This window comes from Clostridium punense (assembly GCF_017874425.1).
GTDB classification, from domain to species: Bacteria; Bacillota; Clostridia; order Clostridiales; family Clostridiaceae; genus Clostridium_J; species Clostridium_J punense.
The window spans coordinates 1-24,342 of record NZ_JAGGLL010000009.1 but is presented as its reverse complement, the minus strand read 5'-3'; the positions used below and the strand labels follow the sequence as shown (position 1 = coordinate 24,342).

Annotated in this window: 23 protein-coding genes and 2 riboswitches; of the genes, 13 read left to right on the top strand and 10 right to left on the bottom strand. The window is 30.8% G+C overall.

Going from position 1 to position 24,342, the window contains the following annotated elements:
* Positions 1-115 precede the first annotated feature (115 nt).
* From cobJ to J2Z44_RS06885, 9 genes are all read left to right on the top strand, one after another.
* A complete protein-coding gene (cobJ, locus tag J2Z44_RS06925) occupies positions 116-832 on the top strand; it encodes a precorrin-3B C(17)-methyltransferase (protein WP_209649440.1) in 717 nt (238 codons plus the stop codon).
* The gene (locus tag J2Z44_RS06920; RefSeq protein WP_021285752.1) at positions 829-1,593 is read left to right on the top strand and encodes a cobalt-precorrin-6A reductase; all 765 of its coding nucleotides are present in this window, start codon (positions 829-831) and stop codon (positions 1,591-1,593) included. The genes cobJ and J2Z44_RS06920 overlap by 4 nt, the downstream gene beginning before the upstream one ends.
* An 83-nt stretch (positions 1,594-1,676) precedes the next feature.
* Positions 1,677-2,180: an ECF transporter S component gene (locus J2Z44_RS06915; RefSeq protein ID WP_021285753.1), complete on the top strand. Its 504-nt coding sequence runs from the start codon at positions 1,677-1,679 to the stop codon at positions 2,178-2,180.
* Between the two features lie 20 nt (positions 2,181-2,200).
* Positions 2,201-2,998 carry a sirohydrochlorin cobaltochelatase gene (locus tag J2Z44_RS06910; RefSeq protein WP_021285754.1) on the top strand — a complete coding sequence of 266 codons (798 nt, stop codon included), beginning with the start codon at positions 2,201-2,203 and terminating at the stop codon, positions 2,996-2,998.
* A 195-nt stretch (positions 2,999-3,193) separates the two neighbouring features.
* Complete coding sequence (gene cobT, locus J2Z44_RS06905) at positions 3,194-4,267, top strand: nicotinate-nucleotide--dimethylbenzimidazole phosphoribosyltransferase (RefSeq protein WP_021285755.1); 1,074 nt, start codon at positions 3,194-3,196, stop codon at positions 4,265-4,267.
* A 269-nt stretch (positions 4,268-4,536) separates the two neighbouring features.
* Positions 4,537-4,726: riboswitch (cobalamin riboswitch) on the top strand.
* Positions 4,727-4,838: 112 nt separating this feature from the next.
* Positions 4,839-7,175 (top strand): anaerobic ribonucleoside triphosphate reductase, encoded by a 2,337-nt coding sequence (locus tag J2Z44_RS06900; RefSeq protein WP_021285756.1) that lies wholly within the window; start codon positions 4,839-4,841, stop codon positions 7,173-7,175.
* Positions 7,176-7,248: 73 nt separating this feature from the next.
* Positions 7,249-7,743: an anaerobic ribonucleoside-triphosphate reductase activating protein gene (gene nrdG, locus J2Z44_RS06895; RefSeq protein WP_021285757.1), complete on the top strand. Its 495-nt coding sequence runs from the start codon at positions 7,249-7,251 to the stop codon at positions 7,741-7,743.
* Between the two features lie 824 nt (positions 7,744-8,567).
* Positions 8,568-10,223 carry an ABC transporter ATP-binding protein gene (locus J2Z44_RS06890; protein WP_209649439.1) on the top strand — a complete coding sequence of 552 codons (1,656 nt, stop codon included), beginning with the start codon at positions 8,568-8,570 and terminating at the stop codon, positions 10,221-10,223.
* Entirely contained in the window at positions 10,207-11,811 is a 1,605-nt protein-coding gene (locus tag J2Z44_RS06885) for an ATP-binding cassette domain-containing protein (protein WP_021285760.1), read from the top strand. The genes J2Z44_RS06890 and J2Z44_RS06885 overlap by 17 nt, the downstream gene beginning before the upstream one ends.
* Before the next feature lie 201 nt (positions 11,812-12,012).
* Here the strand turns inward: J2Z44_RS06885 and J2Z44_RS06880 are convergent, their stop codons facing one another.
* From J2Z44_RS06880 to J2Z44_RS06860, 5 genes are all read right to left on the bottom strand, one after another.
* Positions 12,013-12,843: an energy-coupling factor ABC transporter ATP-binding protein gene (locus tag J2Z44_RS06880; RefSeq protein WP_021285761.1), complete on the bottom strand. Its 831-nt coding sequence runs from the start codon at positions 12,841-12,843 to the stop codon at positions 12,013-12,015.
* A gap of 15 nt (positions 12,844-12,858) precedes the next feature.
* Positions 12,859-13,626, bottom strand: a complete 768-nt coding sequence (gene cbiQ, locus J2Z44_RS06875; RefSeq protein ID WP_021285762.1) for a cobalt ECF transporter T component CbiQ — start codon at positions 13,624-13,626, stop codon at positions 12,859-12,861.
* Complete coding sequence (locus tag J2Z44_RS06870) at positions 13,619-13,951, bottom strand: energy-coupling factor ABC transporter substrate-binding protein (protein WP_021285763.1); 333 nt, start codon at positions 13,949-13,951, stop codon at positions 13,619-13,621. Before J2Z44_RS06870 ends, cbiQ begins: the two co-directional genes overlap by 8 nt.
* Position 13,952: 1 nt before the next feature.
* A complete protein-coding gene (locus J2Z44_RS06865) occupies positions 13,953-14,693 on the bottom strand; it encodes an energy-coupling factor ABC transporter permease (RefSeq protein ID WP_021285764.1) in 741 nt (246 codons plus the stop codon).
* A gap of 279 nt (positions 14,694-14,972) precedes the next feature.
* Positions 14,973-15,164, bottom strand: a riboswitch (cobalamin riboswitch).
* Positions 15,165-15,692: 528 nt separating this feature from the next.
* The gene (locus tag J2Z44_RS06860; RefSeq protein WP_021285765.1) at positions 15,693-15,956 is read right to left on the bottom strand and encodes a late competence development ComFB family protein; all 264 of its coding nucleotides are present in this window, start codon (positions 15,954-15,956) and stop codon (positions 15,693-15,695) included.
* Between the two features lie 318 nt (positions 15,957-16,274).
* Between J2Z44_RS06860 and J2Z44_RS06855 the strand changes: the two genes are divergently transcribed.
* Positions 16,275-16,985 carry a superoxide dismutase gene (locus tag J2Z44_RS06855; protein WP_021285766.1) on the top strand — a complete coding sequence of 237 codons (711 nt, stop codon included), beginning with the start codon at positions 16,275-16,277 and terminating at the stop codon, positions 16,983-16,985.
* A 127-nt stretch (positions 16,986-17,112) separates the two neighbouring features.
* On the opposite strand, the gene J2Z44_RS06850 is transcribed toward J2Z44_RS06855, so the two are convergent.
* Positions 17,113-17,880, bottom strand: coding sequence for a SagB/ThcOx family dehydrogenase (locus tag J2Z44_RS06850; RefSeq protein ID WP_021285767.1), 768 nt, complete (start codon positions 17,878-17,880; stop codon positions 17,113-17,115).
* Positions 17,881-18,253: 373 nt separating this feature from the next.
* Between J2Z44_RS06850 and J2Z44_RS06845 the strand changes: the two genes are divergently transcribed.
* Together J2Z44_RS06845 and J2Z44_RS06840 are read left to right on the top strand one after the other, a co-directional pair.
* Positions 18,254-18,688, top strand: coding sequence for a GyrI-like domain-containing protein (locus tag J2Z44_RS06845; protein WP_021285768.1), 435 nt, complete (start codon positions 18,254-18,256; stop codon positions 18,686-18,688).
* 8 nt (positions 18,689-18,696) lie between these two features.
* On the top strand, positions 18,697-19,092 hold the full coding sequence (locus J2Z44_RS06840; RefSeq protein WP_021285769.1) for a YkvA family protein: 396 nt from the start codon (positions 18,697-18,699) through the stop codon (positions 19,090-19,092).
* Positions 19,093-19,290: 198 nt separating this feature from the next.
* On the opposite strand, the gene J2Z44_RS06835 is transcribed toward J2Z44_RS06840, so the two are convergent.
* From J2Z44_RS06835 to J2Z44_RS06820, 4 genes are all read right to left on the bottom strand, one after another.
* On the bottom strand, positions 19,291-21,792 hold the full coding sequence (locus J2Z44_RS06835) for a DUF3298 and DUF4163 domain-containing protein (RefSeq protein ID WP_209649438.1): 2,502 nt from the start codon (positions 21,790-21,792) through the stop codon (positions 19,291-19,293).
* Between the two features lie 200 nt (positions 21,793-21,992).
* Positions 21,993-22,778, bottom strand: coding sequence for an ABC transporter permease (locus tag J2Z44_RS06830; protein ID WP_021285772.1), 786 nt, complete (start codon positions 22,776-22,778; stop codon positions 21,993-21,995).
* Position 22,779: 1 nt separating this feature from the next.
* Entirely contained in the window at positions 22,780-23,418 is a 639-nt protein-coding gene (locus tag J2Z44_RS06825) for an ABC transporter ATP-binding protein (RefSeq protein WP_021285773.1), read from the bottom strand.
* A 16-nt stretch (positions 23,419-23,434) separates the two neighbouring features.
* Positions 23,435-23,743, bottom strand: a complete 309-nt coding sequence (locus tag J2Z44_RS06820; RefSeq protein ID WP_021285774.1) for a PadR family transcriptional regulator — start codon at positions 23,741-23,743, stop codon at positions 23,435-23,437.
* A 308-nt stretch (positions 23,744-24,051) separates the two neighbouring features.
* Between J2Z44_RS06820 and J2Z44_RS21785 the strand changes: the two genes are divergently transcribed.
* Entirely contained in the window at positions 24,052-24,183 is a 132-nt protein-coding gene (locus tag J2Z44_RS21785) for a hypothetical protein (protein ID WP_021285775.1), read from the top strand.
* Positions 24,184-24,342: the final 159 nt, after the last annotated feature.

The window sequence follows — 24,342 nt, the reverse complement described above, 5'->3', positions numbered from 1 at the left end:
CATTTATATAGCTTTTCATTATAGAAAGTTAGGAAATCAAATATTAGAAAAAATAACATAAGTAATGATGAAAATAAAAAATACAAAATAATATTCAACGAAAAAGGAGTAAGGTATGGGAAAACTATATGTAGTTGGAATTGGTCCAGGTGGACAAGAACATATGACTTTAAAAGCAGTAGAAGCTATTAAGGAAAGTAATGTAATTGTAGGTTACAGCAAGTATATGGCCTACATAGAACATTTAATAGAAGGAAAACAAGTAGTTTCCACTGGAATGAAGGGTGAAGAAGAAAGATGCAGACAGGCACTTCAGCTTTGCAAAGATAACACTGTAGCAATTATCAGTACTGGTGAGGCAGGAATATATGGCATGGCAGGATTAATTCTTGAGATGGCCCAAGGTGAGGAAATAGAAGTAGTGCCAGGGGTAACGGCATCTTCAGCAGCAGCCTCAGTACTTGGAGCACCATTAATGCATGATAATTGCAATATAAGTCTTAGTGATTTATTAACTCCTTATGAGTTAATAAAAAAACGTATAAGAATGGCTGCAGATGGAGATTTTGTAATATCTCTTTATAATCCTAAAAGCATAGGAAGACCACACTACTTAATGGAGTGTATTAATATTATAAGGGAATATAGGAATGAAAATACTCCAGTTTCAGTGGTTAAAAATGCACTAAGACCTGGACAAGAAATTTATAATTTTATCTTAGGAAATTTTGATGATTCAGTGGTAGACATGATGTCCATAGTTATTATTGGAAATAGTAGCAGTTATTATAAAGAAGGAAAATTCCTTACTCCAAGAGGTTATAAGCTGTGATTGGATTAATCTTAGGAACTAGTGAGGGAAAGTTAATACTTAACATGCTTAATAAGTACACTGAGGATATTTTAGTGTCCACTTCTAGTACTTATGGTGGAAGCTTGCTAAGGGACTATAAATTTAAATATCTTAATGATAAGCCTCTTATAAAAGAAGAATTGAGGGCTTTACTAAAAGAAAAGGGAGTACATACTCTTATTGATGGCTCTCATCCTTATGCAAAGGAAATAACTAAAAATGCCCTTGAAGTGTGTAAAGAATTAAATATTACTTATATAAGATATGAAAGGCCATCTGTAACTGAGGAGTTTTTGCACTATGAAAATCTTTATTATATAGAGGATTATTCAGAAATTCCTAGGGTGGTCTCCTTTAGTGGTAATATACTAAACACCACAGGCAGTAGAAACATTAAAACACTAATAAATCTAAATCTAGAAAACAGAATTATTCATAGGATATTGCCTACATCTCAAGTATTAAAGGAATGTGAAGAGTTATTAGTTCCAGTTGAAGATATTATTGCAATGAAGGGACCTTTTTCAAAGGAATTAAATAAAGCCTTTATTAAGGACTATAATATAGAAGCAATTCTACTTAAAGATAGCGGAGTTGAAGGTGGAACTATAGAAAAGCTACAAGCAGCTATGGAATGTGATAAAAAGATTATTCTTATTGGAAGACCAAAGGCAGAGTATCCTGTAATCTTTAAGGATTTAAATTTATTAGAACAGTATATCTTATCAGCTTTGTTTTAATTAAGTTTTAAAATCTTAATGCATTGTGGATATCTATAATGTAAAAAATAATGTGTAGATATAAAATTATTAGGGGGAAAAAAATGAAATCAAATTTTAATACAAGAAAACTTGTGCTTTTATCTTTATTTATAGCATTGAGTTTTGTAGGAGCTAATATAAAAGTATTTGGCAGCATAGCCTTTGATTCCATGCCAGCATATTTTGCAACAATATTAATGGGACCTGTTTGTGGGGCAATTGTAGCAGTTGTGGGGCATTTATTCACATCACTTTTAAGTGGGTTTCCACTATCCTTACCAGTACACTTAATTATAGCAGTGAATATGGGAATAACTATGATTGCCACTTTTTATGCTTACAAGTTTTTAAGAAAAAATGGGTTCTTTATTGCTGCGTTAGGAGCAATGGTTGTTGGGACTTTGTTTAATGGACCAATATCTACTTTAACTTTATTACCGATTTTAGGAAACATGATTTATGGACTAATTCCAGTATTAACATTAGTTTCAGCAATAAATGTACTATTAGCTTTCATGGTTTATTATTTTATACCAAAGTCAATAAAAGAGAAGTTTGAAAACTAATTTATTAAGGAGAGAAACCAATGAACAATAAGAAAAAGGCTATATTAGTAGTAAGTTTTGGTACATCCTACGAAAATGCTTTAAAAAATTCTATAGAAGCTACAGAAAATGCAATTAAAGAGGCTTTTCCAGCTTATGAAGTAAGAAGAGCCTTTACTTCAAATATGATTATAAGAAAACTTAAAAACAGAGATAACTACTATGTAGATACAGTTCATGAAGCATTAAATAAACTTCATGAGGAAGGCTATGAAGAAGTTTATGTGCAGCCATTACATATAATTTTTGGGGAAGAATATGACAAGATTAAAGATGCTGTAAGTAGTATAAAAGAGTTAAACTACTTTAAGGTTTTAGAACTTTCTACTCCGTTGCTTTACAAAAATGAGGATTATATAAATGCTTTTGAAGCACTGAGAAAAGATATAGCTGGCTACGGTGTAGAAGAGGGCATTGTATTAATGGCTCATGGAACAGCGCATCAGGCTAATGCTTGTTATTTTCAACTACAAACTGTAGCACAAAACAGGGGATCAGGAAATGTTCATATAGCAACTGTGGAGGGATATCCAACTATAGAGGAAATAATTCCATTATTAAAGAGCAAAAATTATAAAAAGCTAAACCTAATACCTTTTATGTTAGTTTGTGGTGATCATGCAACAAATGACATGGCTTCAGAGGAAGAGGATTCTTGGAAAACTATATTAGAAGGTCAAGGTTTTGAAGTAAACTGCGTGCTTAAGGGAATCGGAGAGAGCAAAAACTTTCAGCAGCTTTATGTTAACTTGTTAAGAAATGCAATAGATAGCAAGTAATAAAGAATAAGAAAAGGTAGTTAACAACATTTAGGGAGCTTCAAGTCTACCATCTTGATTAAGGGGATGTTGACCAGCTGTATAGCTACTCTAAGTAGGAAAATCCTTTTTGTGGCAGACTAAACTGTTTTTAAAGTTGTTGAATAAAAAAACTTGTTCGTTATTTAATAGAAAATTATTATAGGAGGGGATAAAATGGAGAATTTTAAAAAGGTTATTAGTGGTATTAAGGGGTTAGATGCTAAAGCAATGAAGGAAGCATCAGAAAGAATGGACAATCTAATAAAGCCAATAGGGAGTCTTGGTAGGTTAGAAGACATTGCAATTCAGCTTTCAGGAATTACAGGGAAAATACATAATAGTGTTATAAAAGGCTGTAACGTAATAATGAGTGCAGATAATGGTATTTGGGATGAGGGAATAAGTACTTGTCCTCAGGAATTAACACAGACACAAACTTTAAACTTTACTAGGGGAATCTGTGGAATAAATGCACTATGCAGTACATCAAATATGGATATTAGAGTTGTGGATATTGGTATAAACGGGGAGATTAATCATCCACAAGTTTTAAATAAAAAGATAAGACAAGGCACCTGGAATATGTGTAAAGGTAGAGCAATGACAGAAGAGGAAGCTATAAAAGGTATTGAAGTAGGAATAGAGATTGTAGAAGCCTTAGTAAAAGAAGGTTACGAAATCCTTGGCACAGGAGAAATGGGAATCTGTAATACCAGTACAAGCAGTGCTATAATTATGGCACTAACTGGATGCTGTAGTGAAGATGCAGTTGGAATGGGAGCAGGTTTAACTAAGGAGGGCTTTGAAAAGAAAAAAAGAGCCATTGAAAAAGCTTTAGAAGTAAACAGGCCAGATAAAGAAAATCCTATTGATGTACTATCTAAAGTTGGAGGATTTGATATTGCTGGGCTTGTGGGATGCTTCCTTGGGGCAGCATACTACAGAGTTCCAATTATTGTAGACGGTATAATTTCATCTGCAGCAGCCCTAGTTGCTTGGAAGATAAACCCTCTAGTTAAAGAATATATGATTCCTTCCCATTGTGCTGTAGAAATAGGACAAAAGATAGTGATGAATAATCTTGGGTTAACTCCAATATTAAATCTTAATATGAGATTAGGAGAAGGAACAGGGTGCCCTTTAGCTCATAACATTGTAATTGCTGCTACAAGAGTAATGAATAATATGGCTACCTTTGGGGAAGCTGCCATAGAAAGCAAAAACTTTGTAGATATAAGAGAAAAGTAGATAAGAAGAAATCAGTAATTATGGCCTATATATCTTTATATGGAGTATTATAAGCTTCAGACAAGCATGATGAGTACCATTTATCTATTTGTGATCTTATTGTTGGTTCAGGGATATTATGGCAGTAGGTTTACTATTATTCTTATAAGAAATGCTGAGAGATTTGAAAGAAAAATAATAAGATGTAGATTTTATAGCTATATTTCAAATATGACTAATTTTACAACTGCTACTATATGAAGTATACTTATTTAGAAGTTATACTACATATAGTAGTGGTTTTTATATACATATAAATGACAAATTGATTTATATTAAAGAGGGGAAGCAGGTGAAACTCCTGTGCGGTGCCGCCACTGTGAATGCCTAGTTACAATTGGTTTTACTAGGAGTTTTGCTAGTAGAGTAAGTGTAACATTCAGGTTCAGCCAGAATACCTTTATATAATACTCACCCAGGCCAAAACTCTACGGTACATAGAGGGGTGACTTTTAAGTGTGTTTTTAGATATGTACCTCTGCATCTAAAGTGTGGAGTTTTTTTTATTATATTTGACAAGGGAGAGCAAAGCATGATAAATAAAATTGTTGAAATCCATAAAGATTATAAAATAATTAAAAGGGACGGACGAGTTGTAAATTTCCAAGTTGAGAAGATTGCTAGTGCAGTAGAGAGATCTTTTGCTGCATCTAAAGAAGTGCACACCTATGAGTCCTGTTTACAGATGGCAGAGGAGGTTTTTGAAACACTAATATTAAATAAGGAAAACCCTCCAACTGTAGAAGAGATTCAAGATGAAGTAGAAAATCTACTTATAAAAAAAGGATACTCTAAAACAGCAAAGTCTTATATTTTATATAGAGCTGAACGCAGTAAAGTTCGTGAAATGAACTCAAATTTAATGAAAGCCTATGAGGATATAACCTTTAAAGCCTCTAAAGACAGTGATTTAAAGAGAGAGAATGCAAATGTTAATGGAGATACTGCAATGGGCTCTATGCTTAAGTATGGCTCAGAAGGCTCAAAGCATTTTTCAGAAATGTTTATACTAAGACCAGAGCATTCAAAAGCTCATAAAAGTGGAGATATTCATATTCATGATTTAGACTTTTTAACTTTAACTACCACTTGTTGTCAAATAGATTTAATAAAGTTGTTTAAGGATGGATTTAGTACAGGACATGGAACCTTAAGGGAACCAAATGATATTGCAAGCTATTCAGCCCTTGCGTGTATAGCAATTCAATCAAATCAAAATGATCAGCATGGTGGACAAAGTATACCTAACTTTGATTATGCTCTTGCTCTAGGAGTGAAAAAAACCTATATAAAGAATTACATTAAGAATATGTGTAAGGCTTTAGAAATCATGCTAAGTATGGAAAATTCAAAGGAATTCATAAGTGAAATTAATGCAAAAATTTTAAATGAAGGAAAAGAACTTAGAATTGGACAGCATGAAGAATATTGTCAAAGAGAAAGAGAAGTATTAGTTTCAAAAGGATATAACGAAGAAGTAGTTGAGAGAGCTCAAAACTTCTCCCTAAAGGAAGCTTGGAATGAAACAGACAAAACAACTTATCAAGCAATGGAAGCTTTAATACATAATCTTAACACCATGAATTCAAGAGCAGGAGCTCAAACACCATTCTCATCCATAAACTACGGAATGGACACTTCAGAAGAAGGAAGAATGGTAGTAAAGAATTTATTGCTATCCTTAGAAAGAGGTTTAGGTAATGGAGAAACTCCTATTTTCCCTATTCATATCTTTAAAGTTAAGGAAGGAATAAATATAAATCCAAACGAGCCAAACTATGACTTATTTAAATTAGCTTGTAGAGTAAGCTCTAAAAGATTATTCCCAAATTTTGCTTTCCAAGATGCACCCTTTAATGCAAAGTACTATAAACCAGGAAAGCCTGAAACTGAAATAGCTTATATGGGATGTAGAACCAGAGTTATTGCTAATGCTTATGACCCAGAAAGTGAAATAACTTATGGAAGAGGTAATTTAAGCTTTACATCAATAAATCTACCAAGAATAGCTTTGAACTCAAAGGGAGATATTAAAGCCTTCTTTGAAAAGTTAGATGAATTAATCGACCTTTGCACACAACAGCTTCTGGAAAGATTTAAAATTCAATGCAGTAAAAAAGTTAAGAATTATCCATTCTTAATGGGACAGGGTATCTGGAAGGATAGTGATAAACTTAGTTTTGAAGATGAAATTGGGGAAGTACTAAAGCATGGTACTTTAACTATAGGTTTTATTGGGCTTGCAGAGTGCTTAGTTGCTTTAACTGGAAAACATCATGGAGAAGATGAAGAGACTAGAAAGCTAGGGCTTAAAATAGTTAGTCATATGAGAAAAAGAATGGATGACGAAGCTGAGAAAACTAAACTAAACTTCTCTCTAATAGCAACTCCAGCAGAAGGTTTATCAGGAAGATTTATAAAAATGGATAAAGAAATTTTTGGTGAAATCAAAGGGGTTACGGATAGGGAGTATTATACAAATAGCTTCCATGTACCAGTGTACTATAAGATAAATGCCTATGATAAAATTATCATAGAAGCACCATATCATGAGTTAACTAATGGAGGTCACATTACCTACGTAGAGTTAGATGGAGATGCTTCTAAGAATGTAGAAGCCTTTGAAAAAATCATTAAGACTATGCATAAATCAGGTATAGGTTATGGTTCAATTAACCACCCTGTAGATAGAGACCCTGTATGTGGCTTTAGTGGAATAATTAATGATGCATGTCCAAAGTGTGGAAGAAGCGAAGAGGATGTGCCATTTGAGAGAATTAGACGTATTACAGGATACTTAGTAGGTACTCTTGATAGATTTAATAATGCTAAGTTATCTGAAGTAAGAGATAGAGTAAAGCATAATTAAGAGAGTGAGATACTCATTGTTTTAGTTTAATAAAATTTAGGTAAAGGAAAATATAATTAAAAGGGTGAGTTTCATGAAAATAAAAGTATCTAACATAATAAATGATTCAATAGTTGATGGGCCGGGAATAAGGCTTGCAGTATTTACCCAAGGCTGTACCCACAATTGCAAAGGGTGTCACAATCCTCAAACCCATGATATAAGTGGTGGTCATCCTGTTGATATGGAGGACATAATTGAAATGGTTAATAAGAATCCCTTATTAGACGGGATAACAATTACTGGTGGAGAACCATTTTTACAAAGTAAGGAACTTTCTAGCCTAGCTAAGGAAATAAAAAAACTTGGTTTAAACGTCATGGTTTATACAGGCTATACTTGGGAAGAACTCATGAGAAGTTATGAGGTTCATGAGAGTTTTTTAAAAGAAATAGACGTATTAGTGGATGGAAGGTTTATGCCAGAGTTAAGGTCCTTAGACTTAAAATATAGAGGTTCTTCTAATCAAAGAATTATTGATGTAAAGAAAAGTCTGGAGTTTAAAATAATTAAAAAGTTTGAACTGTAAGCATCAGAATCTAAAACCTAAGGCATATAGCTCAAAGGGGTTAAAAACAATGAGATTTTTATAACATTGTGTGCATAATTTAGAGTAATGTAAAATAATATTAGCTGATTTTAAAAGTCATGAAAGTAAGATAAATTTCTTATTTTTATGACTTTTAGTTTTTTAAATATATATTTAAGCAAATCAATCTACCATTTGGAAAATTCATTCTGAGTGGTAAAAGATTCATTTTTCATGATTATGTGTTCAAATACAAAGATCCAAACTAATCAAAAATTCCCCCTTTCAATTAAAGCTCAATGATAGGTATTATGATGCTTCAATGCGAGAGTTTAATTAATTGGAAAATTAGGTCATGAGAAATATAAAATGAGTTCGTATATGTTTATAGTACAAGTTAATAAATATATGAAAAGTAACTGAAAAAGGAGTTTTGTAGTAGGATTACTATAGCAAAATATAATTATAAAGAGAAGAAGAATATATAATATAAAAATATTTTTAAAAAAGATAGAATAAAATGTCGTAATTTTAGTATAGACTAAATTTCCAAGTGTTAATATAATCAAAATATGACAGTATATAACAAGGAATAAGTTGCTAAAGATTAGGATACTATTTAAAATTATATTTTATAGATTGAATTACGAATATATGCAATATGATTTATTCTGAAATAAGAATATTTATGCTAGATTCTGTCTTTTTATAATAGTACTCTAATAAAAAAGTATGCCAGAGTGATACAAAGCAAACAAATATGCATCAAAAATAGTTTAAAATGAGTTTCATATGATGTATTTGGCTATAATGAAGGAGGATGTATGAAGAGACAAGTTAATAAATATAATAGTAAATTTTCTATGATTCTATCAAGTTTATTAATTGTTGTTAATAAAATTTTTATTAATGTATCTGCTGCTATAATTTTAGGAAGTGTGTCGGTAACTAATTATCATGTGTTCATAAAAAATATACTATTTGCACTGGGCATTATTTTGATATGTTTTGCATTAAATATTGTAGCCAAGTATATTAGAATTGCTTATATAAAAAAATATATGATTAATTTTAGAAATCAAATAATAGAAAAGATATTAAAAATGTCATATTCAGAGTATAGCAGCAGGTCTAAAGACTCATATATTTCTAATTTAATTAATGATATTAATAATATACAGCAAAATTATTTTACTAACTTTTCCGAATTAATAGTAGCTACAGGCACCTTTGTCTTTTCTATAATAATTATAACTTTATTAGATTATAGATATGGCATAGCTACTTTTGTTTTTGTATTTATATTGATGTTTATTTCTAAACTTACAGAAAAAAAAGTTATTTCATTAGAAACAGATGTATCGAATGAAAATGAAAAGGTTATGGTTGATATAGGTAATACATTTAGCGGGTTACAGATAATAAAATTAAATAATCTTGAAAATAAGTTTTTGAATAAAACTCTATTTTCCGTTAAACTTCTTGAAAAGAAGAAATTTAAAAGAGAAGTTTATAATTCTATATATGATAGAGTTTCAAACTATATTGTCTTAATTTTATATATTCTTGTTTTATATTATCTGTTTAATTTGTTAATAAATGGAGAGAGTCCTACAAAAGTAGCAATGATAATCTTTTTTACAGATCAAAGTCTTTCTTTGACAAATGTTTTTCCACTATATAATAAGCACAAATCATACAATGCAATACTTGATAAAATTTTGATTAATGATAAATATGATATAAATTCAAATAACAAAGGTACAAATAACTTTAAATTTGAAAATGATATTGTACTTAAAAATGTTAGCTATAAGCATGATGATAAAGTTATTTTAAATAAAGTAAATTTAACAGTTGAAAAAGGCAAAAAGTATTTAATTAGAGGGAAAAGTGGGGAAGGAAAGTCTACATTACTAAAAATATTGTCTAGAGCTTATGAGGATTATGAAGGTGAAATTTTTATAGACGGAATTAACTATAAAAGTGTAAGTCTAGATTCTTTTAACAACAATATATCTTTTATAACGCAAGATACTTTTTTATTTGAAGATACATTGCTTAATAATATTACCTTATATAAAAAATATACAAAAGAGCAAGTAAATCAAGCTATAGAGTTATCTGGGCTTAATAACTTGCTGAATGATGGGAAGAGTATAGATTCTATAATCCTTAATGAAAATGGCAAAAACTTATCAGGAGGCGAACGTCAAAGAATATCCATAGCTAGATCAATTATCAAAGATACAGATATTGTATTTGTTGATGAGTGTACATCAAGTTTGGATAAGGAGTTGGCACTGAATGTGGAAAATACATTATTAAATTTAGAAGCTACTGTTATGGAAATATCACATAGGACCTATGAGGAAGTATTAAATAAATATGATTATATAATAGAGCTAAATAATGGTCAGATACATCAATGGAGTCCTTCAAATAATTATATGGAGGTTCTAAATGAAAAAATATATTAGAAAAGCTTATGGATATCTATTTCTATCAATATCTATTTCTATAATATATATAATGTTAGACGTTTACGTATCTATAAATTTAGGTGAAATGATAGATGCAGCTATCCAGAAGAATAAAGTATTATTTGTGAGTAAAGCAGAATTTGCAGTTGTTTTTACAACAATTTTACTGATGTTTGAAGTAATATCAAAAATAACATATAATTTGTATAAATCAAAAGCAACAATGAATTTGAAATATAATTATATTAGTAAAATATTTGGAAAAAAGATAAATCAATTTAAAACTGAGAATAATGCCAGCTATATTTCTTCTATTACTAACGACATAGATATAATCGAAAAAGATTATATTAAAACATTGCATGATATTATAGTACTAATAATTAGATTAATAATTACTGTTGTATTAATTATGTCAATAAGTATAGAAATTTTTATTTTTATAATAGTTTTAGGGATAATAAGCACATTAATCTCTGTTATTTCATCTATACCATTAAAAAAATATAATTATAAAAGAAGCAGAGTAAATGAAGATTTAGTTGTTTATATTAGAGAAATATTAAATACATTTCATGTCATTAAATTAAATGATTTAACTAACAGAGTAAAAGAAAATTATAGTGCAAAAGCAAAAAGTGTTGAAACAGAGAATAGCAAAATTTCAAAACTAATAACTTGGAGCACAGCAATACAAAGCTTAGTATCTAATTTAGTTCTTATTGGAACATTTATTATATTGGTATATTTTATTATTGAGCAAAAAACAACAATGGGAAATGTATTTATAATAGCAAAAAATATTCAATATGTAGTTGGTCCAATTACATCTATTGCATCTTTATTACCTTGCCTTTTTTCAACAAAACCAATATTTAATAGAATGGAAGAAATTTGTAAGAATCATAGTGTTAATAATGAAAGAACAGAGTTATGCAAATTTCAAAATGAAATAAGATTAGATGATGTATTTTTTGGGTATGAAGATAAAATTGTGCTAAAAAATATAAATTTATATTTTAAAAGAAATAAAAAGTATTTGTTGGTTGGACCTAGTGGTTCTGGTAAGAGTACATTGCTAAATATGCTGAAAAAATATAACTCTCCACAACAAGGAATAATTAGTATAGATGGAATCAATTTGGATAATATTACTACAAATAGCTATTACAAGCATATTTCAGCGATTGAGCAACAGATATTTTTATTTGAAGACACATTGAAAAATAATATTACACTATATAAAAACTATACTGATGAAGAAATAAATGAGGCTATTGATATTTCAGGATTACGTAGTTTTGTAGATAACTTACCTAACAAACTAGATACCATTATATATGACAATGGAAAAAATATATCAGGTGGTGAAAAAAGTAGAATAGCTATTGCAAGAAGTATTATTATGAAGTGTGATGTATTAATATTGGACGAGGCCTTTGCTAATTTAGACTATGATACAGCTAAAAATATAGAAAATACTATATTATCAATTCCAGAACTAACCTTAATAAATGTTAGTCATGTTATATTTGATGTAAACAAATTACTATATGATGATATATATGTTATAGAGAGAAATTGAGTGGAAGTGTAGATTTAGTAGAAAGTATTATACAAGTAAAGGTGATTAGACAATTTCTATACAAATGTAGAAGAGCCTATTTTCTATGCTTTACATTATTTGTATAGTAGCAAACTAAATATGTTGTAAGAGAAAAGTATTCTGAGAGAAGGCTACGCCTAAGAATCAGAAGCAAAATGAGAGCGTGCTAAGGCACGCCTTTTATTTATCAATTAATTTTAACAGCTGGTCTTTATTTCGTGGAATAGCATGGCTATGCACTAATCCTTTAGCTTCTAAAGCCTTATAAACTTCAAATACCAAAGGTTTTTCTATAGCACCAGCTTCTATCCATTCACTGTTTTCAAAGACTTCCGCAGGAGTACCTTCACCTACTAGCTCACCATTTCTAAGGATAAATATGTAATCTGACCAAGAGTAAGCAAAGTCAATATCATGAGTTGATAAAAGTAAGGTGGTGCCAGTTTTATTAATATCATTTAGTAACTCCTCAATCATTGCACTATGCTTAGGGTCTAAGGAGGAAGTTGGTTCATCTAAGATAATTACTTCTGGTTCCATAACTAAGATATCCGCAATAGAAACCCTCTTTTTCTGACCATAACTCAAAAAATGAGTAGGCTTATGTTTATATTCAAAAACATTAGTATCTTGAAGAGCTTTATCCACTCTACGTATTACTTCAGCTTTTTCCAAGTTTAAATTCATAGCACCAAAAGAAACTTCTTGATAAACATTAGCAGAGAAGAGTTGTATATCTGGATCTTGGAACACAATGCCTATCTTTTGTCTAATTTTTTTCAATTCTTTTTGAGAATACTTAAGAGGCATGTTATTGAAGACTATTTCACCTTTAGTTGGTTTTAGTATGCCATTAAGGTGTAAAAATAGAGTAGACTTTCCAGCACCATTTATGCCTAGAAAAGAAATTTTTTTACCACGTTCAATCTTTAAATTTAAGTTATTAAGAGCTTTAGTACCATCACTATAGCTAAAGGTTAAATTATTTAATTCAATTATATAATCTTTCATAATTGGCCTCATTTCTTACAGTAAAATTGATAAAATTATAAGCAGTGATTCTATGAAAAGTATCTTTGGAATAGACAAAAATTCTTTGAAGTTATCTTCCTCAATTACATTTAAATATCCAGTGTATCCACGAGCTTCAAGAGCTGTGAAGGTATCGAAAGAACGTTTATAGGATTTAATAAAAAGATTTGAACAAAGAAGAGTTATAGACTTTATAGAACTTTTAAAATTTAAATAACCAAGCCTTGAGTTTTGAGAAATAATAATATTTGCTGATGTATTAAGTAAAATAAATATAAAATAGTATACAAGAGACATGAGCTCTATAAACAACGCTGGAACCTTAAGCTTTTTTAATGCAAGTAAAATATTGGTCATTGGAGTGGTAACTGTTAAAAAATATAAACAGCTAACTGCCCCTAAGGATTTACAAAAGATTTTCAAGGAAGCAAATAAACTTTCAGAGGTTGAGCCAATGTAAGTGTTAAAAACCTCTATGTATAACAAAGCACCAGTAGTTGAATCTAGTTTATTAATGGCTATGGTCAAAACTCCAGTAATTAAAAATGCAGTTGGAACTAATAAAAGTTTAAGGTAAAGGGAGAGGGGAACTCCCCCTTTTACAACTGCAACATAAGACATAAATAATAGTATGCCTATATAAATATATATAGAGTTACTATATATGCAGAGGAACATGGTGCTTAAGGAGAATAAAAGCTTTTCAGTTGGGTTACTGTTGCTAAGTTTTGAATTGTAAGCATAGCTATCTATGTTAAGCATTTTCGCTCCTATTGTCACGGTGACCAGACTTTTTACCTTTTCCATAGCCTAAGTAGTATCCAATTAATCCAGCTCCTAGAGCTGCTTGAAGAGCAAACAATAAGCTTTCTATTTCACCACTTGGTGGTTCCCAAATTGACGAAAACCAAGGAGTATAATCTGGATTTATTTCTGTAATCAATTCTTCTGCTTGTCCGTCTGCACCACCAAATTCTGCTCCTTTGTTAAGGAAAAGAGGAAGTACTGCAAGAAGTATAACTAGTGCAATTATAATTAAATTATTTGGAGAACCCTTATGTTTTTTATCTTTCACCATAGTTGACATATTAAACCTCCTCACTTATAACATTTAAGTCTTGCAATTCAGAGTAGTTGTAAGCTTTTATTGCTTTAAATATTAATACTGTAAGCAAGCCTTCACTAATTGCAAGAGGAATTTGAGTTACTGCAAATACTCCTAGGAACTTGATTAATGATTCTAAAAATCCTCCAGTAGCACTTGGATAAGCAACTGCAAGCTGAATAGAAGTTACCACGTAAGTTGCTAAATCTCCAAGAGTTGCAGCTAAAAATACAGCAAGCCATTGAGAACCTTTAGCTTTTACAATTAATTTGTAAGTATAATAAGCCACTAAAGAACCTACAACAGCCATAGAAAAAGTATTAGCTCCTAGGGTAGTAATTCCACCGTGGGCTAATAATAAGGCTTGGAAGATTAATACGATTAATCCAACAACACTCATAGCTGTAGGGCCAAAGAGAATTGCACCTAAACCAATTCCAGTAGGGTGAGAACAGCTACCAGTTAAGGATGGTATTTTTAGGGCAGATAAAACAAAGGTAAAAGCTGCTGCTACTGCTAATATAAACTTTAATTTTGGATTTTCTTTTAGCTTATTATTGATAGATTTTAACCCTACTACAATAAAGGGCAAAGTTATTACTCCCCAGGATATGCTCCAAAGTGGAGAAAGAAACCCCTCCATTATGTGCATGGCAAACACTGTTTTAGTCAGTGTAAGACAAAATAAAAGTGACATAAGAAAAATTCCACGTTTTTTTTGCATAATTAATGCCTCCTTGTAAATTAATTTTCGTAGTTACAACTTTAAATAGAATAGAAGTGGTAATTGAAATAAGTTTATTCTCATACAAAGGAAAGCCTTAATTTTTGCTCATTATAACTAATCATAATTAATGCAAATAAAAAAACCTAACTTTAGAAAAGTTAGGTTGCCGTATAAACATAATTATAAACAGTGGTTTTATTAAAGCTACTTTATAAATTAAATATATAAAGTAAAAATACTATTTAAGCATATTAGGCATATAAACTTTCCATGGAAGTGTATACCAAACATCAAGCAGGTCTCCTGACTTATAGATCATTGCTTATCCTAATCCTTCTCAAAATTGCTTTCAATGGTTTATTTAGGTAAGCTCCCTAATTACAGTGGCCGGACCGTTCGGGTTTTCCACCCGATTCCCTTTTAATTTCCCATATTTTTTATGGGAAAACTTAATGTACGAAATATTCTATTTAATTTTAAGTAAACTATCTAATGTGATTATAGCTTAAGGACAGTAGCAATGTCAATGTATCAAACACTACTACTAGTAAAGAGGGAAATTTCATAAACTAAAAACCAACTTACAACTACAAATTTTGACAAAGCACAAAATTATTAAATTAAATTTTTAAATAAACTATAAACTCATAATAAAATGAACCGAAATATATAATAACTAAATTAATGAATGTTAATTTGATAAATATAAATTAATCTGTAATAACTATAGATGAACCTGCAAAATAAGCTTTAAGCCGAGTTTATTTTTGGGAAAATTCAAATTAAGTAGAACGATAATTTAAAACTTGAAAAGAAAAAAACTATCTAGGAACCCCCTTCTCTAGATAGCTTTTATAAAAGTAAAGTAAAGAAAATGTAGTAAGATTTATTATTCTCGCTACATTTTCTTTATTTGTAAAAATAGTGTTTTAAAGTAAATAACATATAAATATAAGTTAAGCAGGGAAATATAAGACTACTGAAAAGAGAAGAACTCTAGCTATGATGAGGGTTTTTAGAAACTATAGAAATAGCTTTAACTAACTCTTTTATTACATCTGCACTAAATTGAATTTCAAGTTCATTAACTTTGGCATATACATTTCCAGCTTGTGTAACTACATATATTGGTTTTAAATTGTTTAGTGCAATAGCCTTAATATCTTCACAACACTTTTCACACTTGCACATGCTATCATAATCAAGTAGCACATTTTTCAAAATATTATCAACAACAATTTCCATATAATTTTTAACCATACAACCAACCACCCCTAAAATATTTATAACAATATAATTTGTTTTAAAAATAAACATTAAATAAATACTACACAATTTATAATTTTAATTATCTTCAGTATATTCTATGTATGAAGGCAATCAATCAGCACACAACTTTGTTAAAGCGAAAAATTTGTGCTAAAACTGCCAACTTATATTATTATACATTAAAATTAAAAATCCTTTAATAGAAAGTAAATAATAGTTCTGGAATTTAAAGTTTTGAATAAATTTTGTCTCTTTAGGAATAACTAAAAATGATTGTGTCAGAAGGTTAAAAGTAAAGGAGAGATGAAAATGAAGAAACACAAATTCATAGCTAAGTTGACAGTATGCTTTATAGCTCTATTGACTTTGTTAAGCTACAATGGAATTAATGTTAAGGCTGGAGATAGCGGAAATAAATATCCCTTTAAACTTCCAGCACTACCTTATAGTTATGATGCCCTAGAGCCATATATAGACACTAAAACTATGACGATTCACCATCAAAAGCATCATCAAGCTTATGTAGACAATTTAAATAAAGCTTTAGAAAATTATCCTGATTTACAAGGGAAAACTATAGAGGAGCTTCTAACAAACTTAGAAGGACTTCCCCAGGATATAAGAGAAGCAGTAAGAAATAATGGAGGAGGGCACTATAACCATAGCTTTTTCTGGGTAATCATGGGGAAGGATAAAGGTGGAGAACCTAAGGGAAAGCTTAAAGAAGATATAGTAAAAAACTTTGGATCTTTTGATAATTTTAAAAAGGAATTCAAGGATGCAGCCCTAAAAAGATTTGGTAGTGGATGGGCTTGGCTTATTAAGGATAAGGATGGGAAATTAGTAATCACATCTACACCTAATCAAGATAGTCCGATTATGGAGGGGATAACTCCAATCCTTGGTATTGATGTTTGGGAACATGCCTACTATCTAAAATATCAAAATAAAAGAGGAGACTATATTGACTCTTGGTGGAATGTAGTTAACTGGGAACAAATCGAGAAACAATATAAATAGTTAAAGCTTGAATAAATATTTAAAGTATAGAAGATTATATTAATCTAAAGAAACCCTAGCAGAAGTTTAAAATTGCTAGGGTTTTTGAATTATTTATAATTGCTTTTAAAGAGTATTATAGCTAAGTCTATTTAATAACTTTTTTACCTACAGCTGCAAGATATATGGTAAACTCATTTTCTCCATCTAATTTTAAAATATTATCAACCATATTTTGATCATATATACCAATAGCACAGGTACCAGCATTGATAGATTCACTTGCAAGATATAGATTTTGGCAAATATGGCCTACATCTATAAGAATTTTTTTGTGAGCTGTTACATCAAATTTCCACTCAGATCTATAAGGAACTGTGCTCCAAGCAAAAACAACGGAAGCTTTGGAAGCAAACTTAGGAACAAAGGGTTGTTCAAGGGTTAAGTCATTTATTTTATTTTCTATATTTTCTATTTCATAAATAAATAAAAGCTCATGCTCTAAAGGCAGATATCTATATATTCCCTGACTTAAGCCTTCTACATTTATAATAAACAAATAGGTTTCAAAAGAATGAGTAGCACCGCTACAAGGAACTGTTCTTAGTGTAAAGGTGTTATTATCAGATACTTTAGTTATTCCTTGTGTAGCCCATAAAAGATAAGAAAGTTCTTTTAAAGAAAGTGGACTATTATCGTATAACCTCACACTTCTTCTATCCTCAATACATTTAAGTATATTATTATTAGTTAATATATCTTCACTTACCTTAGGTAATTCTATTATAGTTGAGGTTTTATCATAATCCTTCACAAGTGGTGGTTGAGGTACTTCAAGAGCCCTATCAGGTTTACGATTCTTCATTGGAGTAAAATCAGTTTTTAAAAAGTCTCGATTAGCTTTAAATCTTTCCATTATTATGCCTCCATATTTTATATCAAATTAATTATTGGTATTTATAACTCCCAATTTATCTTTATAAAAGCCTTTTTATTGTAGTTTCCTATAAACTGTGAGAATTGATTAGTTTGCTTGGATTTCTAATAATAAAACATATTTTATTATTTTATAAAGTTTTAGTAGAATCTGGAGATTCACGTATAAATTTATATCTAGCTTTGCATTTCTATAGCACAGTATAAAATTATACTAAAAATAAACAAGAAAAACAGTAACATATATCACTATTTTAAATATTTATTACTTAGTACTTATCTAAAAACTATTGAAACAATGTTAAAAACTGAGTAATATTATGGTGAAGAAGTTATAGTTTGGGGAGGTAATTATGGAGATTGTTAGTAAAATTCCGCTTAAAGCCATTGGATTAAAGATAATTTGTAAAGAAGAGGAATTAGGAGTAGAGATGCCTAAGCTTTGGAGGTTATTTAAAGAAAGAATAGAGGAAGTTTCAAATAGAAGCAATTTAAATGTTATAGATATATGTCTTGAAAGAAAAGGTCAGAATTATACACAATTTATTTGTTGCGAGGTGGATAGCCTAGAAGAAATCCCAGAGGGTATGGAGGGGATTATTATTCCGGAGCAAAGATATGTCTACTTTGAACATGAAGGTAATGAGGTAGATATATGGAAATCCTTTGGAGCCATGGAGAAATGGGCAATAGACAATGGTTACTACATACATAGTTCAGAGTTCAAAATGGATTTTTCATTGTCAGAATTTAATGGAGCTCATAAATTATATTTAAAAATAGATTAGGAGAAATTATGAGTTTAATAAGTAGTGTTATAGAATTTGGAAAGAAAAAATCCAAAGAACTTAAGAGAGAAGTAGGGGCACTTTACTTTGCCTATAAAAGAAATGATGTAGCCTGGTATGCAAAGGCCTTTGCAATAATAGTTGTAGGTTATGCCATGAGTCCTATAGACTTAATCCCAGATTTTATACCTATTCTAGGATATTTAGACGACTTGATTTTAATACCACTAGGAATTACAATTGCACTGAAGCTTATTCCAAAGGAAATAATGGAGGAGTGCAGAAAAGAAGCAGAAGAATTATTTAAAAACAAGAAGATTAGCGGTTGGATAGCTGGTGGAATTATTATAGTTTTATGGTTAATTTTAATCTTATTTATAATAAATAAGTTTTATAATAAATAGATTTATAGGGTTTCAAAGTAAGAAGCTATTTTGTTATCTACCCAATTTTAGGAGAAGCAATTTTCTTAAGCTCACTTTGATAACCGAAACTAATTATGCTATATAAATTATATCGGGTAGGGTTTATGAAAAAATTAGAGAATATAATAATATGTTTAAAAAGAAGAAGGCAAGAGTTTTTAGCTCTTGCCTAATTTATTAATATAAAAAGTTACAAACTGGATGATAGGAGTTTAATAAGTCTTCTATTTCATTATAATGAATTGGTATTCTAAATAACCCATAGGACTTAGGAGTGTATTCATCAACTTGATAGAATAGTACTAACCCATTTGGTGTTAAATAGAATTGCTGATTATCGCATAGGCCTTCATAGTCACTTAAAAGTGGAACTTCATTTTCATCACATTTTTCCATAGCCATGTTGCTTAAAGTTTCCTTATAGTCACAATCAGGTTTAAATAAATCCTCAAGCTCATACTTCTCACCAGTGTCGGTATCAAAGGTTAAAGAACTAAAAATAGTGTCAGTTTTATCCATAGATAAATTAATATGGATTGAGAACACTATACAAAGAAGTCCTTTTTCCATCAATGGAATTTGATAAGAAACATCTACCTCTTTGATATCCTTCTTTTCAGGAACTAAAACTTGATTATTTAATAAAGAATTTACCTCACTGATAATAGCATCATTAATATTATTTTGTACTTCTTCATTTGGTAAATCTTTAATAACCGGATAATCGACTTTTATCTTTTCGGGTTCTAAGGTTTGATTTTGTAAATTATCACTAATATCTGTAGTAACATTTGCATTTTCGGTACCTACTGAAGGTGCAGTAGTAGTATCCGTTTCTGGTATATTAGTACCTACAGGAGCAGGTGGAGTAGTTGTATCCATAGGAGTAGTTTCCATATCTTCTATTATATCAACTTCTTCTACATCAATAGGTGCTGTTGTTGTACCGTTCATATTTGCAAGATCTTGCATATTAGCTAAATTACCCATGGTATTGCCATTTTGAGTAAGATTTGTTATATCAAACTGATTTCCAGTAGTCATATTATTTACATTAGGAAGGCCAGCTTTTTTAGAAAGGTTAGTTGTGTTGGCAGTTCCTGTATTTTTAATTAGGTCATCTTTTCTTCCTGAAAATCTTCTACCATAGCATTCAAAGTACTCAATTGATTTTAGGTCTACTCCAAAATAAGTCCAGCTAAATCCAGTCCATCTAAAACCTGAAGCAGATTTTTTGTCTACTCTTGTGAGCCAAGCCCAGAAAGAGCGTCCATTATTTAGCCAAATGTATACATATTGATATAGACAAGGCTTTATAGAACCAGGAGATACTGCTTTAACCTGTGGACCGCCCATTAAACTTTGGGAAGAAGCTTTTGATGGTGTGGTTGATGGTGGAGGTCCAGGAGGCCCAACTTGGTTTCCACTTGGTTGGTTTCCACCGCCTGGTCCGCCAGATGGGGGACCAAAAATGAAGTCAAATGGGTTCCCCATACCTCTATTAAATTTTTCAGGGCAATCTCTTCCAAAGCATTGGAAGAAATCTATTCTATTCAAACTAACTCCAAAGTATGACCACCTTCTACCAGTCCACCTAAAACCAGAAGCAGTTCTTCTGTCTACATCTAGTAGCCAAGCCCAGAAGGAAGTACCGTTTCTAAGCCAAATATATACAAATTGGAATCTACAACGTCTAATAGATTCAGGAGACACTGAAAAAGGTTGAGCGCCAAAAGCAGTAGCCTGCTTTGTTGGAGTCATAGAAGGAGGTGGGCCAGGAGGTCCAGGCATATTTCTTACTTCTGTAGCATCATCCCTTCCAAAGCATTGAAAAAAGTCAATGCTTTTTAGACTAACTCCAAAGTATGACCACCTTCTACCAGTCCATCTAAACCCAGAAGCAGTTCTGCTATCAACATCAATTAGCCAAGCCCAGAAGGAAGTACCGTTTCTAAGCCAAATGTAAACAAATTGATATCTACAACGTCTAAGAGATTCAGGAGAAACAGAAAAAGTCTCTGCACCAAAAGCTTTAGCTTGTTTTGTTGGAGTCATTGAAGGTGGAGGACCAGGTGGACCTGGAACATTTCTTAAATCCTCTGAATCATGGAAATTATCCTGTAAAAACTCAGAATCAGTTAAGTTATTTCTTCCATAGCACTCAAAATAGTCAATTCTTCTCAAATCAACCCCAAAATAAACCCATCTTCTGCCGTTCCATCTAAACCCAGAAGCGGTTCTTCTATCAACATAAGTAAGCCATGCCCAGAAGGAACGTCCATTTCTAAGCCAAATATATACAAATTGATATCTACAAGGTCTTATAGAACCAGGAGATACAGCTTGAACCTGAGGACCACCAAAAGAGCCTTGAGTTTGGAAAGAGCCACCAGACTTGCTTGGTGTCATTGATGGTGGGGGTCCAGGAGGGCCGCCAGGTCCACCAGGTCCACCACCAGGAGGACCACTAGGTGGACCCTGTTGATTAGATGGTCCAAATAGTAAATCAGTTAATGGGTTATTAAAAAAAGGTGGTAAGTAACGCTCATCATTTTCAGCTTTATGGATATAAATATCTTCATCTTCGGAATCATCAAAATCCCTGTTATTTAGAGGCACGTATGATAATTCTTCATCAGTTTCTACAGTGTAATTTAAATTAGAATTACGTACAAACATTAATATACTCCTTAGTATTATTACACAATACTATAATATACATTTCTCTTCAGATTGTGCTTTTTAATGAGTATATCCCTAGTAATTTTTGTAGGAATTTAAATCATGACTTTTATAGAATTAGAGGGTAATTAGTAATGAAGTTACGATGGCCAAGGCAACATGAATTTAGCATCACATACTTACTAAAGGATCTTAGTTTAATCTTCAAATACTAATTGATCTTCTTTATTAAAAAAGGTTTTATAGCCAAGTTGGACAAAAAGAATAACTGTTAAGGATACGCTACCTAAGATTCCTAGCATTATTGCAATTTGGTACTCTATAGCAGTGGTTGGAGCTGTTCCAGATAAAATTTGACCTGTCATCATTCCAGGGAGAAAAACAATACCCATTCCCACCATGGAGTTTATAGTTGGTAATATAGCAGAGTCGAAGGCTGCATTTACAATAGACTTTGCTGCAACCTTTGGAGTGGCACCAAGCATTAAAGCCGCCTCTACAAGAGCCTTTTGTGAAGTCATTCCATCCACAAGTCTATTGACACCTAAGGTAATGCCAGTCATGGAATTTCCTATAAGCATTCCAGCTATTGGTATAAAGTATTGAGGATTATACCAAGGAGTAATTCTAACTACAACAAAAAGAAAGTAACAAAGGCTTATAAGGGTTCCAACAGTCATAGATAAAGCAATAATTTTTTTTAGTTTTTTTGAAAGCTTAAGCTTACTCCTCTTAAAAATGTTATGGATTGAGAAAACTTCCATAGCAATTAGAACTAAGATTGTGTAAATTGGATTTGAGTTTTCAAATAAATAAACAAGGACATAGCCAGTAATAATTAGTTGAATTGTCATCCTTATAGAGGATATTAAAATTTCCTTTTCTCTAGAAATTCCTCTTTTTCTCACAATAATAAGTAGTATTACAACAAATACGTAAACAGAAATCATTTGAACTATTCCTAAATCAATAACTCCATTCATACTAGAGAACACCCCCATTTACTACTTTTCCATTGCTAATTTCAATAATGTTATCTGAAAACTTCAAAGCAATTCCTTTAGAATGAGTAACCATTATTAAAGTTTTATTATTAGCTTTAACAAAGGAGGTTAACTTACCAATAATAAGGTTTTCAGTTTCTTCATCAAGAGCTGAAGAAGGTTCGTCTAGCAGAAATACTTCTGGATTCATTAAAATAACTCTACCTAAAGCTAATCTTTGTTTTTCACCACCAGATAATTCCTCCGCATTAGCACCAAGGGGTTTTTTTAATTCCACCATTTCGAGCACCTTTTCTAGTTCACTATCCTGAGCATAAGGTTTTTCTGAAAATTTTAGCCCCATGAGTAAGTTTTCTTTTACAGTTCCAGTGAAAATAACAGGATTTTGTGAAAGCATAACAACTTTTCTTCTAAGGTCAACAGAGCTCATTGTATTTATAGGTTCATTAAAATAACAAATATTTCCACTGTCTGGGGATATTAACTTGTTTAGGTGTTGTAAAAGGGTAGTTTTACCACTACCACTAGAACCAACAATAGAAGTTATCTTACCACTAGGAATGGCAAGTTCCTCTATATTTAAGATATTTTTATACTTTACAGCTTTTAACAAAAACATAAAGTTACCTCCTTAATTATTCACTTATTTCTTTCACCATCTCAAAAGCCTTTTCTTTTAACTCTTTTAATACTTCTTCACCAGAAGGTGTGGTAGTATAATATTTTCTTATTTTGCCTCCTACATTTTTTTCTTCCTTAGATAAAAGTCCACTTGTTTCTAAGCTATGGAGGATTGGGTATAAAGTTCCAGGACTCATATCATAGCCATGATGTTTCAATTCATTAATCATCCAAGATCCAAAAAAAGCCTCTTTAGCACCATGGTGTAAAATATGTATATATATAAAACCTAAAAATAATTTTCGTGTAAGTTGATTTTTCAATACAAGCCCTCCTTTAATTATTTAATAACGATATCGGTTTACGATATTATTATATCATAGTAGCACAAATAATACAAAACCAAGGTTATCACTATTTATAAATCATTATCCAAAGACAATAAAATTTACATCGTCTATAAAATAAGAAAAGGGACAAACTATGATTACAGCAAATTTTTAAACTTAAATTCAATAGGAAATAGTATTTTAGCTTTTTAAATAAATATTTTACCTGCAAAAAAGTTAGTTACATTTATAAAAGTTTTCTAAATCTACTTATTTATCACAAAATAAAGGAGGAGAAGTTTATGAAAAATATTAATGTAGCAAGACATAGGGCAATAAGCCCACAAGCAAAACAACAAATGATAAAATTTAAGCAAGAAATGGCGGAAGACTTTCTTTGGAGAAATAAAAAGATAGAAAAGAATCAAAAATAAATAAAGTTTAAAACTCATATTTCGCTGAATGAATTTCATTCAGCGATTATTTTTTTATTGATCGTTTTTTTTTTGGATTATTTTAATTAATTAACCTTAATATTCCAAGGGGCTATTATAGACTAACCCCTTAGATAAATTAGGCTATTTTTTAAAAAT

What these genes read in the sequence shown, in the direction of transcription:
- cobJ (WP_209649440.1), top strand. Translation starts at nt 116, where the DNA reads ATGGGAAAACTATATGTAGTTGGAATTGGTCCAGGTGGACAAGAACAT.
- J2Z44_RS06915 (WP_021285753.1), top strand. Translation starts at nt 1,677, where the DNA reads ATGAAATCAAATTTTAATACAAGAAAACTTGTGCTTTTATCTTTATTT.
- J2Z44_RS06910 (WP_021285754.1), top strand. Translation starts at nt 2,201, where the DNA reads ATGAACAATAAGAAAAAGGCTATATTAGTAGTAAGTTTTGGTACATCC.
- cobT (WP_021285755.1), top strand. Translation starts at nt 3,194, where the DNA reads ATGGAGAATTTTAAAAAGGTTATTAGTGGTATTAAGGGGTTAGATGCT.
- J2Z44_RS06900 (WP_021285756.1), top strand. Translation starts at nt 4,839, where the DNA reads ATGATAAATAAAATTGTTGAAATCCATAAAGATTATAAAATAATTAAA.
- nrdG (WP_021285757.1), top strand. Translation starts at nt 7,249, where the DNA reads ATGAAAATAAAAGTATCTAACATAATAAATGATTCAATAGTTGATGGG.
- J2Z44_RS06890 (WP_209649439.1), top strand. Translation starts at nt 8,568, where the DNA reads ATGAAGAGACAAGTTAATAAATATAATAGTAAATTTTCTATGATTCTA.
- J2Z44_RS06885 (WP_021285760.1), top strand. Translation starts at nt 10,207, where the DNA reads ATGAAAAAATATATTAGAAAAGCTTATGGATATCTATTTCTATCAATA.
- J2Z44_RS06880 (WP_021285761.1), bottom strand. Translation starts at nt 12,843, where the DNA reads ATGAAAGATTATATAATTGAATTAAATAATTTAACCTTTAGCTATAGT.
- cbiQ (WP_021285762.1), bottom strand. Translation starts at nt 13,626, where the DNA reads ATGCTTAACATAGATAGCTATGCTTACAATTCAAAACTTAGCAACAGT.
- J2Z44_RS06870 (WP_021285763.1), bottom strand. Translation starts at nt 13,951, where the DNA reads ATGTCAACTATGGTGAAAGATAAAAAACATAAGGGTTCTCCAAATAAT.
- J2Z44_RS06865 (WP_021285764.1), bottom strand. Translation starts at nt 14,693, where the DNA reads ATGCAAAAAAAACGTGGAATTTTTCTTATGTCACTTTTATTTTGTCTT.
- J2Z44_RS06860 (WP_021285765.1), bottom strand. Translation starts at nt 15,956, where the DNA reads ATGGTTAAAAATTATATGGAAATTGTTGTTGATAATATTTTGAAAAAT.
- J2Z44_RS06855 (WP_021285766.1), top strand. Translation starts at nt 16,275, where the DNA reads ATGAAGAAACACAAATTCATAGCTAAGTTGACAGTATGCTTTATAGCT.
- J2Z44_RS06850 (WP_021285767.1), bottom strand. Translation starts at nt 17,880, where the DNA reads ATGGAAAGATTTAAAGCTAATCGAGACTTTTTAAAAACTGATTTTACT.
- J2Z44_RS06845 (WP_021285768.1), top strand. Translation starts at nt 18,254, where the DNA reads ATGGAGATTGTTAGTAAAATTCCGCTTAAAGCCATTGGATTAAAGATA.
- J2Z44_RS06840 (WP_021285769.1), top strand. Translation starts at nt 18,697, where the DNA reads ATGAGTTTAATAAGTAGTGTTATAGAATTTGGAAAGAAAAAATCCAAA.
- J2Z44_RS06835 (WP_209649438.1), bottom strand. Translation starts at nt 21,792, where the DNA reads ATGTTTGTACGTAATTCTAATTTAAATTACACTGTAGAAACTGATGAA.
- J2Z44_RS06830 (WP_021285772.1), bottom strand. Translation starts at nt 22,778, where the DNA reads ATGAATGGAGTTATTGATTTAGGAATAGTTCAAATGATTTCTGTTTAC.
- J2Z44_RS06825 (WP_021285773.1), bottom strand. Translation starts at nt 23,418, where the DNA reads ATGTTTTTGTTAAAAGCTGTAAAGTATAAAAATATCTTAAATATAGAG.
- J2Z44_RS21785 (WP_021285775.1), top strand. Translation starts at nt 24,052, where the DNA reads ATGAAAAATATTAATGTAGCAAGACATAGGGCAATAAGCCCACAAGCA.